The sequence below is a fragment of the Aestuariivita sp. genome (assembly GCF_049276915.1).
Classification (GTDB): Bacteria; Pseudomonadota; Alphaproteobacteria; order Rhodobacterales; family Rhodobacteraceae; genus Aestuariivita.
This window is the reverse complement of record NZ_JBASXK010000116.1, coordinates 1-15,839: the sequence shown is the minus strand read 5'-3', so window position 1 is coordinate 15,839 and position 15,839 is coordinate 1. Positions and strand designations below refer to the sequence as shown.

Below are 15,839 nucleotides of genomic sequence, written 5' to 3'. Positions count from 1 at the left end.
TGCCCGCCCATGACAGGATCAAATCCCATGGCATAGAGATCCTGCACCCGCACCTCGGCCCCGCGTGCGGCAAGGCGCGCAAGCACTTCATCACGCACGGCGGCGGTGAAACTGTCGGACCTTGGGTGGCAATAGATCACCAGGGCGCGCATCAGAACGTCGCCAGTTTCTTCGCGACTTCGGCGCGAAAATTGCGCCGCTCGATCTCGGTTGCACGGTTCATGTCATACAGCGCCATATATCTTGTGCGCGCAGCTGGATGGAGCACAGCCCTGATATGGCGCGTGACCGACTTGCGCGGAGGATCACCGCACAAGAACGCGCGCATCCATGTCCCGCCATATGTGGTCACCGCCGCCAGCTTGCGGATGTTTTGCAGATTGCCCTGCACCTTGCCATCCGTCAGCACAAAGGACACACCCGGCAGGAACACCCGGTCAATGAACCCCTTCAGGATCGCCGGATAGCCAAAGTTCCAGACCGGGAACACCATGACCAGTGCATCCGCTGCCTGCAGGCGTTCGACATACTGCGCGACCGGTGCCGTATTCGCCCCAACCTCGTGATAGCCGCGCCGCTCCTAGGCTGTCAGCACGGGATCAAACCCGTCGCCATAAAGGTCAATCGCATCAACCTCCCAGCCACGCCCGGCGAGCGTTTCACAGGTTGTCTCGAACAACGCGTGCGAAAAGCTGTCTTCCAGGGGATGTGCATAGAGCACAAGAACGCGTGTCATTGCACACTCACTCGGCCGCCTGCAACTTGGGATAGGCATACATCTGCGCATAGCTCCAATCCGGATCGTCCCACGAGATCATCTTGCCCGGATTGAGCAGCCCCTTGGGGTCCGCCTCTTTCTTGAAGCGCAACTGGCGGTCATCCACGGTCTGGCGCCCGCCTTCCTCCAACGTATAGCGATGCGGGTTGAAGATCATCGCGCCGGCCTCTTCATGGATACGCACGATCTCGTCCAGGCGTTCTTCCGTGGTGAACTTTACAAGCGACAGGCCCGCGAACATGACCTTCCCATTCTCGCGCAGCACTTCGAGGTGCTGAAGAACCTCCGGAGACAGCTCCGAGCGGATCTTTTCGATCAACGCGCGGTGCTGGGGATAGCCATAGCGCACCTGCAGATAGGTGATCGACGGATCGACCTTGAGGGCGCGCAGGGTGGTATGGTTCCATCCGTATTCAAAGACGCGGCCGGGATTTCTTTCCCAGTCATTGTCATCCGAGCGATAAATCACGCGTGCTTCGGGGCGGCGCGCAGTGAAGGTGTCAAACCCGTCCATGGATTGCGGAGCCACCATCAGGGCGACAACATGGCTGCCCTCGCTCACATAGGGTTTGACGCGCTGAAAATAGGCATGGCTGATCGGCGCTTCAAAGACAGTCGCCAGCTTGATCAATATGCCGTCCTGATTGGCCAGGTCTTCGGCGAATTCCATCGCCGGGGTGAACGCGTCAAAGGCCACGAACAGCTCGACCCAGTCATAGGCGGGGGCCAGAGGCATTTCGATCTCGGTGATGATACCGTTGGTGCCATAGGCATGGCTGACGCGCGCCAGCTCTTCGCCGCGGAATTCCAGCACGCGGGGCTCTTCTTCCATTGTGACGACGCGCAAACGGATGATGTTGCCCAGATCCCGCAGCGAGCCCCAGGTGCAGGACCCGACACCGCCCGACCCGCCTGCGATGAACCCGCCGATGGTGGCCGTGGCCCATGTTGATGAGAACATGCGGATTTCCTGCCCCGAATGTTCCTTGCAGGCCGCATCCAGATCCTTGAGCAGGCAGCCCGGCTCAACAATGACGCGACCGGGGTGCACTTCTTTCACGGCGCTCATGTGATGCAGATGCATGACGCACCCGCCAGCCAGCGGCATGGCCTGACCATAGTTGCCCGTTCCAGCCCCGCGTGTGGTGACCGGCACATCATGGGCATAGCAGGCCTTCAACACCTCGATCACTTCGGCCTCATTGCGCGGCGAGACCACGAAATCCGCCGTCACATGATCCAACCGGGTCTTGAGCACCGGCGAGTACCAGAAGAAATCACGACTTTTGGATTTGATGGCGCTCTCGCTCTGTTCGATGTCCAGATGCGAAAGAGCGGCTTTGGCGGCGGCTATATTGGCGGTCATTCGGTCCTCATGAGATGGTCGAGTTCAGCGTAATCAGGCAAGGTGCGGTCGATCTGATGTCCGTCGCGCAACACGATGCGGTCGGATTGCGGGCGCGCAAACAGCTCGGTCCAGCCGCGCGCCTTGAAAATCACCAGATCCGCAGGCGCGCCCGGCAACAGGGACGGCGCATCAAAGCCGCAAGCCGCTGCCGGGTTGGACAGGAACGCGCGGCTCCAGTCCGCGTCCGAGTGATCCAGATGACCAATGCGCGTGGCCTGTTTCATGACCTCAAGCATGTCCAGATCACCATAGGCATAGAAAGGATCACGCGTGTTGTCAGAGGCGAACGAGACATTGATCCCCCGCGCCTTCATTTCGTGAACCAGCGTGATCCCCCTGCCCCGAGGCGTCCGCCCCATATGGCGATCCTGAAGATAGAGATTGCACATGGGCAGCGAGACAATGTCGAGCCCGGCCTTCGCGACCAGATCCAGCGTGTCCATCGCGCGCGCCTCGTCTTGCGTGGAAAGCGAGCAGCAGTGACCCACGACGATGGGGGCATCAAACCCCTCCTCCATCGCGATCTCGGCAATGGCGCGCAGCGTCTCCGCGTTCGGGTCCATTGTCTCATCCGCATGGAAATCAGCTGCAAGCCCGCGCTCGGAGGCCAGTTTGAAGAAAGCGCGCAGACGATCACGCAGATCAGGCACGGGATAGGTCACCATGCCCAATGTGCCCGCGTATTTGGCCACCAGATCGGCAGTGTGGACAAAGCTGCCCTCAAGATCCACGCCTTCGACGCCGACCAGACATGCGGCCTGCAACGCGATGCGGCCCTCCCATTCATCGCGCAGTTGCGCGAATACGGGCCAGCTGATGTCGTCCTGTGGCGGGATGCTATCCAAGTGCGTGCGAATGGCCCGCGTGCCGTGGGCAAAGGCGCAGCGCAGCGCGAAATCCATGCGCGTGCGCACATCCTCTGCGCTCCAGTTGGCCGCGCGGTCCTCGCCAACCGTCGTCAAGGCACCCGGAAAACTGCCATCCGGATTGGGCGCGCGCCCCCAGATATGCCCTTTGTCCAGATGCGTGTGCATGTCGACAAAGGCCGGGAAGACCATCGCGCCGGCCATATCAACAGGGGTTGGGGATGTCTCGACGATGCGGCCCGCATCGATCGAGATCGACGTGCGCACCAGATCCCCGGGCTGGCCCAGAAGCCAGCCCGGAACCGTCACGTTCTCCAGCGTCAGCGCCGTTCTTGGTAGCGTCGTGAAATCCATCACCCCTCCCGCTTGAGCGCACTTTCATGCCATTTGCGCAAAAGCATATGGCTGATGAAAGACAGACCGGCAAAGATCACAACACCTGTCAGGGCAATCAGAATGAGGGCTGCAAACATGCGCGGAATGTTCAGCCTGTACCCCGCCTCGAGGATCCGGAACGCAAGGCCAGACCCGATACCGCCGGTCCCGGCAACATATTCAGCCACGACCGCGCCGATCAGCGACAGGCCACCCGCTATGCGCAGGCCACCAAGGAAATAGGGCAGCGCCGAGGGCAGTTGCAGAAAACGCAGTTGCTGCCAACGCGTGGCCCCATAGATGCGAAACAGATCCCGCAGGTTGTGATCGGCCGAGTTCAGCCCCAGCGTCGTGTTCGACAAAACCGGAAAGAACGCCACCAGCCAGGCACAGAGCAACAGACCCGCGATACGGCTGTCGACATAGATGAAGATCAACGGTGCAATCGCCACGATGGGCGTCACCTGAAGGATGACGGCGTAGGGATAAAACGACATCTCCATCCAGCGGCTTTGGGTGAACAGGATCGCAAGGCCCACACCGCCCAGAACCGCGACAGCCAGCGCCATCAGCGTGATCTGCAATGTCACCATCAATGCATCCACAAGGATCGCCCAGTCGGCAATCAACGTGGAAAACACAAGGCCCGGACCGGGCAGGATGTAATGGGGGATCTCATTCCAGACCACGATCCGATCCCACAGAAACAAGGAGATCGCCATGACCAGAACCGGCAAAACCCATTTGCCGATCTTCTCGTTGCGCCGCATGCGGCGGCGGCGCTGTTCGTCCTCGTCCACATCTGACGACAGAACGGTGTTTTCTTCGACAATGCTCATGCGACCTCCTCGCCCATGGCAAGGTGCAACGCATCCGAGGCCGACCGGCAATAGGCGGCATATTCAGCCGAGGTGCGAAAGGCTTCATCGCGCGGATAAGGCGCATCGATGGTCAACTCGCGGATCACGCGTCCGGGTCGCGCTGCCATGACTACGATGCGATCCGACAGGAACACGGATTCAAACACGGAATGGGTCACGAAAATCACGGTGCATCCGATTTTTTCCTTCAGCGCCAACAGATCGTTGTTCAGCCGGAAGCGGGTGATTTCATCCAGTGCGGCAAAGGGCTCATCCATCAGGATCAGACGCGGTTTTGTCACCATGGCGCGGGCAATCGAGACACGCATCTTCATGCCTCCGGACAACTCGCGCGGATAGGCGTTCAGAAACTTGTCCAGACCCACCAGCCGCAGCGCCTCGATGATGTCATCCTTGACCGAGTTATAGGGTTTTCCCCGCAGCCGAAACGGCAACCAGACATTCTGTGCCACGGTTGCCCATGGCATCAGCGTCGGTTCCTGAAACACGACACCCAGATCGCCCGCCTTCTGACCACCAGCCCAGGTGATCCGTCCGCGTGTGGGGTGAATGAGGTCCGCAATCAGCCGCAGCGCGGTCGATTTCCCACAGCCTGACGGCCCCAGAAGTGAGATGAAATCGCCCGAGTTGACCGTCAGCGACAACCCCTTGAGGGCCACGACATCGCCGTTGAACACCTTGTCAACGGCTTCGATTCGCATCACCTCGGCGCGTTCACCAAGAGGCACGAGGGTGCTGGTCATGCTGTGGTTCTCCTTGCCGAAATCAGGGGCGTCACAAGCGCGACGCCCCCGCCTGTCGGATCAGTTGGCAGGCTTGAGGTCCATGCCGACGCCCTGGTTCACGAAGGCCGTCGTATAGGTTTTGGAGATATCCAGACCTTCGGACACCACACCGGCCGCAACCATCTTGTCATAGAAATCCTGAACGATCTCAGGGTTGATCGCCATGATGCCTTTTTCCAGCGCATCACCGCTATCCACGATACCCCAATCCAGCATCTTGCTGATGGCGTAATCCATCTTGTCATCGCTCATGTCGGGATTGTCGGCCTTGATCAGCTCGCGCGCCGCTGCGTTGTCTCCGTAAAGGAAGTTGTACCAACCCTTTGCAGATCCTTCGACAAAGCACTTCACCACTTCGGGGCGTTCTTCGATGGTGTTGGCCATGGTCTCGATGGTGGTGGCATAGGACGAGAACCCGGCATCCGCGATCAGGAACACATCCGCTTCGATCCCGGATTCCTTGAGCACCGCATAGGGCTCGGACGAGAGATAGCCCTGCATACCCTTGGTTTCATCCGCGATGAACGGAGCGGGGTTGAACGTATAGGGCAGGCGCTGTTCTACGGTGAAACCGTATTCCGCGATCATCCACTGATAATACGAGGTAAAGCCGTTATCGCCGATCAGAAGCGTGAGGTCCTTGAGATCCTCAAATGTCTCGGCTTTTCCGGGGTGGGCCAGAATGACCTGAGGGTGTTTCTGGAAGGTAGCACCCACCATCACAACGGGAATGTTCTGCTCGACCGCGGAAAAGGCCTGAAGCATGTCCCCACCCATATGGAAATCCATGCGCCCGGCCAGCATCAGCGCGCGGTTGTTGACCTGCGGGCCACCGGTGATGATCTCGACCTCGAGACCGCAGGCCTCATAGGTGCCATCGGCAACGGATTGATAAAAACCGCCATGTTCGGCCTGTGCCAGCCAGTTTGTTCCGAATACGACCTTGGTGGTTTCAGCAGACGCAAAACCTGCTGTGAAAGACAGCGCTACGGCAGCAGCAAATGTTGTTTTGAGGGACATCCCGACCTCCTTGTTGCATGATACGTTCAAACATGTGCCTGACTTGGCTGAAGGACACAGCGCGTGAATGCAGCATGGCTGTTTTTGCCCCGCATGTAAGGCTTCTTCGCACAAAAAATTAGCGCCATTTACGTGCAATCAAGTGACTTGCCTAATTTTTCCGCAAAACATGTTCAGAAGACAGCTTTGACTGCCCCTCGTTTCAGACAGCATCTGCCTTCCAGAGCCCGTGCGCGGCGAAGGGGGTATTCGCCGCATCAGCGCTGCGTCTGAACCGTGCCCAAGCGCGAGAATTGCACCGTCGCATCCACCAGCAACTCAAGGGAGTCAAAGACCGGCACAGAGGCGGTAATCCGATCGAACAACAACGAAAACTCGGTGCAGCAGATACAGATCGCGCCCGCGCCGTCTTCGGCCATCTGCCGTGCCACTGCATTGAGCACATCTGCCGCCTGTTCAGAGGGTCCATGGGCCTTGATCGAACGGATCGTGTCGAGCACATGCGCAGGGTCCCTGGCATAAAGCGCGCTCAACCCCTGTGCACCAAGCGCCGGTTCGAACACACCGACCTGCGCAAGCGCCGGAGAGCCCAGCAAACCGATCCGCCCCCCCTCGGGAACCAACGAGGCGGCATGGGCACTGGCCAGATCCACCATGTTGAGGAATGGCACGTCCGAGGCATCCGCCACCTGCCGGGCAAAGTGATGTGCGGTATTGCATGGCATGACAAGTGCCTCGGCACCGGCCTGCTGGAGGTGCTGCGCCATGCTGACCAGAACGGGGCCGGGATCTGCCCCGCTCCCCTCAAGGATGGCTGCGATGCGCGATGGAACCTGTGTGTTGTTGTCCACAAGCAGGGGAATATGATCGGCGTCGTCGCGCGCGCTGACCGCCGCAACGATGCGCTGCATGAAATAGATCGTGGCCTCCGGCCCCATTCCACCCAGCACACCAATGCGGCGCAACCCTTGTGTCATTCACCAGTCCCTTGTCAGAACAGACCCTATTCGGCAGCAGCGCGCGCCGAACCCTGATAGTCAAATGCTCCGGTATATCCAAACAACGCGACAGCGCCCCCAGTGTGCAGGAACACGATGTTCTCGTCACCCTCAAAGGCCCCTTTGCGCACAAGGTCGATCAGGCCCGCTGCTCCTTTGCCGGAATAGACCGGATCAAGCAGGATGGCTTCAAGGCGTGCAAACATCTCGATGGCATCAAGACAGCCTTGCGTCGGGATGCCATAGCCCTCGCCCACGTAATCCGTGTTGGCTTCGACATCCTCGCGTCTGACCACACCGGGACAGCCCAGTTTCTCAGCCGTCTTTACCGCGAGATTATAGACGTTTTCTTCCTGTTTGGCCTTTGGTGCGCGCACACCGATGCCAAGCAGGGGAATGTTGGCGTTGATCGCCTTCAGGCCGACGACCAGACCGGCCTGCGTTCCCGCGCTGCCGGTGGCGTGAACAAGCCGGTCAATCTTGAGACCCATGTTGTTGGCCTGAGTCACCAGTTCCATCGCCGCATTCGCATAGCCAAGCGCGCCGGTCGGGTTCGACCCGCCTCCGGGGATCGTATAGACATTGCGACCCTCGGCGCGGAAACGCTCGGCCACAGCCTCCATCTCGGCATTCATGTCCAGGCCAGTACCGGGGCGCGCCTCGGTCGTGGCTCCATGCAGATAATCCAGAAACACGTTTCCATTGTAATTGTAGTTCGGGTCTTTCGAACCGGTACGATCTTCCAGCAGAATGTGACAATCCATGCCCAGACGCGCGGCAAAAGCCGCAGTCTGGCGCGCATGGTTGGATTGCGTGGCCCCCTGCGTCATGACCATATCGGCCCCCTGTGCCTGTGCTTCGGCCATCAGGAATTCCAGCTTGCGCGTTTTGTTGCCGCCAGTTGACATACCGGTGCAATCGTCCCGCTTGATCCAGATGCGCGGGCCACCCAGTTCAGCCGACAAGCGATCCATAGGCTCAAGAGCGGTGGGCAGATGAGCCAGATGGACTCGTGGATAACGTGAAAAATGCATGAGACAACCTCTGACTGTGAACGCATGTTTTCCAACACATCCAGCGGATCAGTCGCCTCGTCAAATAGAAAGAATCCTGTAAACATGCACAAAATGCATAAAGGGGGCGGATATGCGCAGCGACTGGATTGAAGACCTTCTTGCCCTGCTGGACACCAAGGGCGTGGCCGATGCCGCGCGCAAGCGCAACGTGACGCAACCGACCTTCTCGCGGCGCATTCAGATGCTTGAAGATGCCTTGGGATTTGATGTCATCGACCGCAGTGTAAAACCCAGCGGCCCCTCACCCATCGTGCTTGAACATGAGGCCGAGTTGCGCAAGCTGTCCCGGGACATGCGCGGGCTTGTGGATGCGATGCGCCATACGCATTCCAGCGGCACCCGCCAGTTGGTGATCGCCAGCCAGCATGCCATCACGACATCACTGGGCCCCGAGATCATCAAACGGCTGGCCGAGCCGGGCAGAACCCACATCCGGCTGCGGTCGGCCAATCTGGATGAATGCGACACGCTTCTGGTCACCCGTCAGGCGGCTCTGTCACTGACCTATCACATCCGCTCGGAAAATGCGGCGGACCTGCCCTCTTTCCTGACGCAGGCGGTGATCGGTCAAGAGACACTGATACCGGTATGCAGCGCAGATCACGCCCCTGTCCTGACCGCGCATCTCGAGCGCGGCGAGTTGCGCATGATCGGCTATCCATCGGACGTGTTTCTGGGCGCGGCTCTGGCGCGCTATATTCTGCCCACACTCAGGCAAAGCTGCGAAATCAGCGTGATCACGGAAACCGCCCTGAGCACGGCGGCCCTGCAGCTTGCGCAATCGGGACTTGGCATCGCATGGATACCGGACGCGCTGGCCCGCCCTGCCCTGACGCGCGGCGAACTTGTCGATCTCAGCGCAACATTGGGCAGCATCGACATGAACCTGATCGCCCGCCGCTGGACGGTTACCTCGAATGCCGCAACTCTTGATGCGTGGCGCAAATTGACCGGCGCGAAAGGCCGTGCTTAGCCCGGCCACAGATCACGCTGATGGCTGACGGCTCAGCACATTGAAGGCCTGCGCCCCTGCACAACGGGGTTGGCCGGCCCGCTGTGCAGCTATACGCCAGACAGGGTCAGAACTTGCCCAGGCGTTTGTAGAGCGAGGACGTATCCCATCGCCCGCCACCCATTTTCTGAACGTCCTTGTAGAACTGATCGACAAGGGCCGTCACGGGAAGACTCGCACCGTTTTCATCGGCTGTCTCGAGGCAGATGCCCAGATCCTTCCGCATCCAATCCACCGCGAAGCCATGCTCGAAATGATCATCCAGCATCGTTTCATAGCGGTTGGACATCTGCCAGCTTCCGGCGGCACCCTGGCTGATCACCTCGACCACATCACGGCCATCAAGGCCGGCTTTGGTGGCAAAGTGCAACGCCTCGGACAGGCCCTGAACCAACCCGGCAATCGCGATCTGGTTGGCCATTTTCGTCAACTGCCCGGCACCGCTTTCACCGATGCGGCGCACCAGTTTTGCATAGGTGGCCATCACCGGTTCGGCGCGGGCATAATCATCCGCGTCCCCACCGCACATGATCGACAGTTGCCCGTTCTCGGCTCCTGCCTGGCCGCCCGAGACAGGGGCGTCAACAAAGCTCAGACCTTTGGCTTTCGCTGCCGCATAAAGCTCATGCGTGACTTTTGCCGACACGGTTGTGTGATCCACGAACAGCGCGCCAGATGCCATCCCCGCAAAGGCCCCATCATCGCCCAAACAAACCGAGCGCAGATCATCATCATTGCCGACGCAGGCCATGACCATGTCCGCACCCTGTGCGGCCAGAGCGGGCGTTGGCGCACTGGTTCCGCCATGCTGCTCTGCCCATGCCTGCGCCTTGGCTGCGGTGCGATTGTAAACAGTGACCTCATGGCCAGCAGCCTGCAGATGGCCTGCCATCGGATAGCCCATCACGCCCAGGCCAAGAAATGCGATTTTTGTCATCAGTTGTGTCCTTTAGGAATTAAAGCAGATCGCCCGGCGTCTGCCCTGCGAAAAATGCATCCAGATTGTCCAGCGCGCGAAAGCCCATCGCGTCACGAGTTTTGCGCGTCGCGCTGCCAATATGTGGCAACATGAAGATATTGTCATGCGCCGCAAAAGCCGGATTGCCGCCGGGTTCCACCTGAAAGCAATCAAGGCCAGCAGCCGAGATGCGACCGCTTTCAAGTGCGCGCAGCAAAGCCGCTTCATCCACGAGAGCGCCGCGCGCCGAATTGACCACGACCGCGCCCTCGGGCAGCAGTGCAAAGCGGCTTTCGTTCATCAGACCCGTGGTCTCGGGAGTTGCCGGGCAATGCAGAGACAGGAAGTCCGCCACAGCCAGCAGGCTTTCGACATTGTCATGATAGATCGCGCCCTTGGCCTGATCGGCAGGCAGTTCGGAGCGGTTGAAATAGTGGATTTCCATGTCAAAGCCGCGCGCTTTGGTGGCAAAGGCCCGGCCAACACGGCCCATCCCGATAATTCCGAGGCGCGCACCGGTTACCTGCTTGCCGACCATGAATGCCGGCGACCAGCTGTCCCAGGCCCCGGTCCGCACGATCCGGTCCCCGGCCACGGCATGGCGCGCCGCCCCCAGCATCAACAGCATCGCCAATTCCGCCGTCGCATCGGACAGAACGTCCGGCGTGTTGGTGACGGCAATACCCCGGGCCTTGAGGGCTGGCAGATTGCAATGATCGACACCGACGGAATGGTTCGCCACGATTTTCAGACGGTCAGAGAACTGCGCCACAACCTCGGCGGTGAAATGCTCGGAGTGACACGGAATGATCGCGTCGAACTCGGCGCTGGCGGCGATGATCTGTTCGGCGGTGCCTGGCGCATCATCATAGTTGATGACGGCATCATAGTCGCGCAGAGCCCTCTCAAGCGTGGCATCGGACAGTCTGCGGGTAATCCAGAGACGCTTCTTGCTCATTTCTTGCGAACGCATTCGTCCCAGAAATCATAGATCGCGGCACAACAGACGATAATCGCGATGATCATGAACGGCGCACCACCGTAAAACCCGGCAAATCCGCTTGAGATACTTTGCGACAGGCCGCCGACGAAGACGCACAGGAATGTCGTCCCGATCAGACCCACCAGAAGCTTTACTCCGTATGACATGTGGTTTCCTTTCTCTATGCCGCCTGGGCAAGTTGCATTTGCAGCCAGCGCGCCGTGCGCAGCAAGCGATCATCTTGTTCAGCGCGTCCGATCAGTTGCACACCGATCGGCAGCCCGGTCTCTCCCACCAGCAGGGGCAGGGTCACGCAAGGCAATCCGGCCAGGGTCCAGAGCGTACAGAAGATCGGGTCACCCGTCCACGGCCCGAACACCGGGGCCTCGCCTGACGCGGCAGGCGCGATGATCGCATCATAATCGACAAGGAAGCTGTCGAAAAAGGCTTCTGCCGAGGCCTTCACCGCCAAAGCGTCCTCATATGCCATCTGGCTGATCAGCCGCCCGCGTGTGATCACCGGTTTCAGCGTCTCGCTGATCTGGTCCCAGTGCTGCTCGAACACCTCGGCCTGATGCTGGCATATTTCATATTCATGGAGCGTTGCCTGAACCGCCACAAGGTCCGACAGCGCATCCGCCGCCTCCAGTCTTGTGACCTGGGGCCCCAGAATATCCATCACCGCGTTCAGACCCTCCAGTGCATCCTGAGACAGCCGGTCGTAAAACGGCAGGTCAAGCCAGGCGAGGTCGGGCGTGACTGGCACCTCGGCTGCGGCACCGGCAACCGTGTCGGGGCGCGCGCGGGCAAAGCTGGTGGCATCGCGGCTGTCATAGCCGCTGATCGCATCGGTCAGCAAAGCCACATCCGCGAGGCTGCGCCCAAAGCAGCCTATCTGATCCAAGGAAACCGATGTTTGCAAAACCCCCTCGCGCGAAATCATGCCGCGCGTCGGCTTGAAACCGAATGTGCCACAGAAGGACGCCGGCCGGATGACCGAGCCGTTGGTCTGGGTGCCAATCGCAAGCGGCACCTGCTCAGCAGCCACTGCGGCAGCGGATCCGCTGGAAGACCCTCCCGGGCTGTGCTCGGGGTTGTGTGGATTGCGGGTCTCACTGGCATGAACAAAGGCCAGTTCGGTCGTGACCGTCTTGCCAAGAATAACCGCACCCGCTTCGCGCAGATGCTCGACCAGGCGCGCATCCGCCCCCGATTGCCGTCCCGCGAAAATCGCGGTTCCGCGTTGCGTCGGCATATCCACCGTATCGATGATGTCTTTCAGACCGACGGGTATCCCGTGCAGGGGGCCGATCGCCATCCCGGCCTTGCGGATGCGATCGCATTCTGCGGCCTGCGCCAGGGCCAGCTCGGGATCGATATAGGCCCATGCCTTGACGGTCCCGTCGGTCTCTTCGATCCGCGCAAGGCAGGATTTGACAAGATCAACAGAACTCAGGCGACCCGAGGCAATGGCCTGCACTGCCTCGGTCGCTGTCAGTTTATATGCGTCACTCATCACGGAATGTACTCGCCAAAGAGATAGTCAGGGAACCACAAAGCGATGCCCGGGAACTGATACATCAGAACCATGGTGAAAATCACGATCCCCAGATAGGGCATGATACCCCGGAAAATCTCCATCAGCTCGATCTGTTTCTTGAGCACCCCTTTTAGGTAATAGGCCGACATGGCCATAGGCGGCGTCAGGAACGAGGTCTGCAGGTTCAACGCAACCAGCATCGCAAAGAAATACGGGTTCACGCCGAACACTTCCAGAAGCGGCAGGAAGATCGGTACAAAGATGATCAGGATTTCAGACCATTCCAGAGGCCAGCCCAGCAGGAAGATGATCACCTGTGCCAGAACCAGGAACTGCCAGGGCTCGAGATCCATGGTGCCGACCCAGTCGGCAATGATGTCATGCCCACCGAGATAGGAAAAGACCGAGGCAAAGGTCCATGAGCCCACAAAGAGCCAGCAGACCATGGCCGTGGCCTTGGCCGTCAGAAAGACGCTTTCCTTCAGCTTGGTCCAGGTCATCGACCGGTACATGACCGCCAGAACCATACCGCCCATGGCCCCCATGGCAGCAGCTTCGGCCGGAGTTGCCAGACCGCCAAGAATAGAGCCCAGCACCAGCGCGATCAGCACCGTCAGCGGCACAAAGCTCACCAGCAGGTTCCAGTAGATTTCGCGCGGAGGCGGAACATCTTCCATCGTCGGTTTCGGTGCCAGCGCCGGATTGAACCAGACGCGCACGATCACATATACGATGTAGAGCCCCGCCAGCAGAATGCCCGGAAAGACCGCCGCCGCATAAAGCCGCAAAGGCGACAGGTCCGCGATGGCCGAATAGACGATCAGCATGATCGAGGGCGGGATCAGAATACCCAATGTACCGCCCGCGCAGATCACACCGGCCGCGAAGCTCTTGTTGTAATTCGCATTGGCCATCGCCGGGAAGGCCAGCAGCCCCATCAGCGTGACAACGGCACCCACGATACCCGAGGCCGTGGAAAACACCGCACAAGTCGCAAGGGCGGCGATCGCAAGGCTGCCCGGCAAGTTGCGCGCAGCCATATAAAGCGAAAAGAACAGCTTATCGACGATATTGGCGCGTTCGACCACATATCCCATGAACAGAAACAGCGGGATCGCGACAAGGGTCGGATTCTCCATCACCGAATAGGTGTTCTGGTTCAGCAGATAGAAGATGTTGTTGTCGAAGATATCGGTGAAGGTCTCGATCGGGTGACCTTGGTGATACGCGTAGTAGCCAAAGGCGACACCCATCGCCAGCAGGGTAAAGGCAATCGGAAATCCCAGCAGAACCAGGACAATGAACAGCCCCAGCATGAGAAGGGCGACTTCTGGATTAGTCATGATGTGATCTTTCTTGAATCGCCGAGAGGCTTACTTTTTGGCTGGAATGATGGAGCGGATCGTATCCAAATCTGCGTCCGTCAGCAGATCTTCGGTCTCTTTCACATCGACCAGCCGCTCGGGCCATTCACCGGACCGCATTGCCATGACGCAGCGGATCAATTCGGCAAAGCCCTGGATCATCAAAAGCCCGCCCGCCAGAGGGATCAGGGATTTGAAGAAATAGACCTGGATGCTGGCAGGGCTGTTGAAGCTGACCTCTTTCCAGCGCCAGCTATCAGAGGCGATTTCGTAGCCATAATAGACCATGGCCGCAATGCCCGGGAAGAAGAACAGGAAATACAGCAGAAAATCGAGGCCTGCCTGCACCTTGACGGGAAACAACCGGTATACCACGTCGGCGCGCACATGCGTGTCCTGCGCCAGCGCATAGGCACCGCACATCAGGAAAAGCGCGCCATACATCTGGATCATCATGTCAAACGCCCAGACCGTGGGTGCGTTCAGCACGTATCGTACAAAGACCTCATAACAGACCGACAGTGTCAGAATGAGAATACACCAGCCAAAGGCCCGACCGACCCAAAGACTCAACCCTTCAATGGCATGAACGAGTTTCATGTGTCTGTTTCCCTTTAACAGAGCTACGAGACTGCAGGCGCAATCCCCCCAAAGCGGCGAAAGTCCGGATGCCATGCAGGCACCCGGACCTTTCTGTGCATGCGTTCAGATCAACCGAAATAGTGGTTGTAGGCCAAACGGTAATCAGGCTGGTTCAGGTTGAGGTAACCCATGACTTCCTTGGCATAGGTCTTTTGGGACTCCATGACCTTGGCAAAGAAGGGGTCCTCGCCCGCAATGCGGTTGGCAACCACATCCCAGGCAGCAAGCTGGGCCGCCATGACCGAATCCGGTGTGCGGTAGACGTTCACGCCGTCCTGTTCCTGCAGCTTGATCAGGTCATCGGAATAACGCTTGGTGTTGTTCCAATAGAAACCCGAGTTCTCGGCCATGGAAGCATTGCGGATGATCGCCTGATGCTCGGGCGACAACGCGTTGAACTTGTCCTTGTTGAACGTAACCTCAAAGCACTCCTGGCTCTGGTGGAACGATGCCAGGTGGTAATGCTTGGACACGTCCTGCATACCAAAGTCACGGTCAGAGGTCGGGTTGTTGAACTCGGCCGCGTCGATCAGACCGGATTTCATCGCCGGCTGGATTTCACCGCCGGGCAACTGAACAACGGACATGCCCATTTCCAGCAGAACGTCCGCAGCCAGACCAACGGTCCGGTATTTCAGGCCGTTCATTTGCGCCGCATCCGTGATGTGCTGGTTGAACCAGCCAAGTGGCTGTGCAGGCATCGGCGAGTTGAAGAAGGACACAACGTTCAGACGCAGTGACGCCATCAGCTCGTCAAACAGTTCCTGTCCGCCGCCGGCATAGATCCAGCCCAGCATTTCCTGGCTCGACCAGCCAAAGCAAGGGCCGGTGCCAAACAGCGATGCCGCTTTGGATTTGCCATACCAATAGGCAGACACATAGTGCGCAGCATCCAGAACGCCGCGGTGCACCGCGTCTTGCATCTGGCTGGTTTTCACAACCGCGTCGACCGAAAGCACTTCAATGGTCAGCGAACCACCGGACATTTCGTTGACACGTGCCGCGAAGGATTGTGCGTTCTCAAGGAAGATGCCGCCGCCCCAGGCTGCCTGCATCTTGAGTGTTGTTCCGCTGTTTTGTGCAAGAGCTGGCGTTGCCAGTGTTGCGGCACCGGCAAGGGCAGTGCCACGCAGAAATTTTCTGCGATCCAAAGT

16 protein-coding genes and 1 pseudogene are annotated in these 15,839 nt (G+C 59.2%); 1 reads left to right on the top strand and 16 read right to left on the bottom strand.

The genetic code is table 11. The annotated features are described in order from the left end of the window. From WAO69_RS12525 to WAO69_RS12485, 9 genes and pseudogenes are all read right to left on the bottom strand, one after another. Positions 1–152 (bottom strand): NAD(P)H-dependent oxidoreductase (locus WAO69_RS12525; RefSeq protein ID WP_422179600.1); only part of this gene is annotated, 152 nt, incomplete at its 3' end. Then, a pseudogene (locus tag WAO69_RS12520) lies at positions 152–736 on the bottom strand (NAD(P)H-dependent oxidoreductase). The gene WAO69_RS12525 and the pseudogene WAO69_RS12520, both read right to left, overlap by 1 nt. 7 nt (positions 737–743) lie before the next feature. Beyond that, positions 744–2,144, bottom strand: coding sequence for an FAD-binding oxidoreductase (locus WAO69_RS12515; protein ID WP_422179596.1), 1,401 nt, complete (start codon positions 2,142–2,144; stop codon positions 744–746). Next, positions 2,141–3,406 carry a cytosine deaminase gene (locus tag WAO69_RS12510; RefSeq protein WP_422179594.1) on the bottom strand — a complete coding sequence of 422 codons (1,266 nt, stop codon included), beginning with the start codon at positions 3,404–3,406 and terminating at the stop codon, positions 2,141–2,143. The genes WAO69_RS12515 and WAO69_RS12510 overlap by 4 nt, the downstream gene beginning before the upstream one ends. Next, positions 3,406–4,266 (bottom strand): ABC transporter permease, encoded by an 861-nt coding sequence (locus tag WAO69_RS12505; RefSeq protein ID WP_422179592.1) that lies wholly within the window; start codon positions 4,264–4,266, stop codon positions 3,406–3,408. The genes WAO69_RS12510 and WAO69_RS12505 overlap by 1 nt, the downstream gene beginning before the upstream one ends. Beyond that, positions 4,263–5,051 (bottom strand): ABC transporter ATP-binding protein, encoded by a 789-nt coding sequence (locus tag WAO69_RS12500; protein WP_422179590.1) that lies wholly within the window; start codon positions 5,049–5,051, stop codon positions 4,263–4,265. The genes WAO69_RS12505 and WAO69_RS12500 overlap by 4 nt, the downstream gene beginning before the upstream one ends. Before the next feature lie 60 nt (positions 5,052–5,111). Then, positions 5,112–6,113, bottom strand: coding sequence for an ABC transporter substrate-binding protein (locus WAO69_RS12495; protein ID WP_422179588.1), 1,002 nt, complete (start codon positions 6,111–6,113; stop codon positions 5,112–5,114). A 257-nt stretch (positions 6,114–6,370) separates the two neighbouring features. After that, positions 6,371–7,090, bottom strand: a complete 720-nt coding sequence (locus WAO69_RS12490) for an aspartate/glutamate racemase family protein (RefSeq protein WP_422179586.1) — start codon at positions 7,088–7,090, stop codon at positions 6,371–6,373. 26 nt (positions 7,091–7,116) lie between these two features. Beyond that, a complete protein-coding gene (locus tag WAO69_RS12485) occupies positions 7,117–8,145 on the bottom strand; it encodes a D-cysteine desulfhydrase (RefSeq protein ID WP_422179585.1) in 1,029 nt (342 codons plus the stop codon). Between the two features lie 112 nt (positions 8,146–8,257). Between WAO69_RS12485 and WAO69_RS12480 the strand changes: the two genes are divergently transcribed. Continuing rightward, positions 8,258–9,160, top strand: coding sequence for a LysR substrate-binding domain-containing protein (locus WAO69_RS12480; protein WP_422179583.1), 903 nt, complete (start codon positions 8,258–8,260; stop codon positions 9,158–9,160). Positions 9,161–9,266: 106 nt separating this feature from the next. Here WAO69_RS12480 and WAO69_RS12475 read toward each other — a convergent pair whose 3' ends face one another. The 7 genes from WAO69_RS12475 to WAO69_RS12445 all read right to left on the bottom strand — a co-directional run bounded on the left by WAO69_RS12475 (position 9,267) and on the right by WAO69_RS12445 (position 15,836). Further along, the gene (locus tag WAO69_RS12475; RefSeq protein ID WP_422179581.1) at positions 9,267–10,136 is read right to left on the bottom strand and encodes an NAD(P)-dependent oxidoreductase; all 870 of its coding nucleotides are present in this window, start codon (positions 10,134–10,136) and stop codon (positions 9,267–9,269) included. 19 nt (positions 10,137–10,155) lie between these two features. Further along, positions 10,156–11,115: a 2-hydroxyacid dehydrogenase gene (locus WAO69_RS12470; protein ID WP_422179579.1), complete on the bottom strand. Its 960-nt coding sequence runs from the start codon at positions 11,113–11,115 to the stop codon at positions 10,156–10,158. Then, positions 11,112–11,306 carry a hypothetical protein gene (locus WAO69_RS12465; RefSeq protein ID WP_422179577.1) on the bottom strand — a complete coding sequence of 65 codons (195 nt, stop codon included), beginning with the start codon at positions 11,304–11,306 and terminating at the stop codon, positions 11,112–11,114. Before WAO69_RS12465 ends, WAO69_RS12470 begins: the two co-directional genes overlap by 4 nt. Positions 11,307–11,320: 14 nt before the next feature. Beyond that, positions 11,321–12,655 carry an amidase gene (locus WAO69_RS12460; protein ID WP_422179574.1) on the bottom strand — a complete coding sequence of 445 codons (1,335 nt, stop codon included), beginning with the start codon at positions 12,653–12,655 and terminating at the stop codon, positions 11,321–11,323. Continuing rightward, complete coding sequence (locus tag WAO69_RS12455) at positions 12,655–14,022, bottom strand: TRAP transporter large permease (protein WP_422179573.1); 1,368 nt, start codon at positions 14,020–14,022, stop codon at positions 12,655–12,657. The genes WAO69_RS12460 and WAO69_RS12455 overlap by 1 nt, the downstream gene beginning before the upstream one ends. 30 nt (positions 14,023–14,052) lie before the next feature. Continuing rightward, positions 14,053–14,643 (bottom strand): TRAP transporter small permease subunit, encoded by a 591-nt coding sequence (locus WAO69_RS12450; RefSeq protein WP_422179571.1) that lies wholly within the window; start codon positions 14,641–14,643, stop codon positions 14,053–14,055. Positions 14,644–14,753: 110 nt separating this feature from the next. Then, positions 14,754–15,836: a TRAP transporter substrate-binding protein gene (locus tag WAO69_RS12445; protein ID WP_422179598.1), complete on the bottom strand. Its 1,083-nt coding sequence runs from the start codon at positions 15,834–15,836 to the stop codon at positions 14,754–14,756. Positions 15,837–15,839 lie beyond the last annotated feature (3 nt).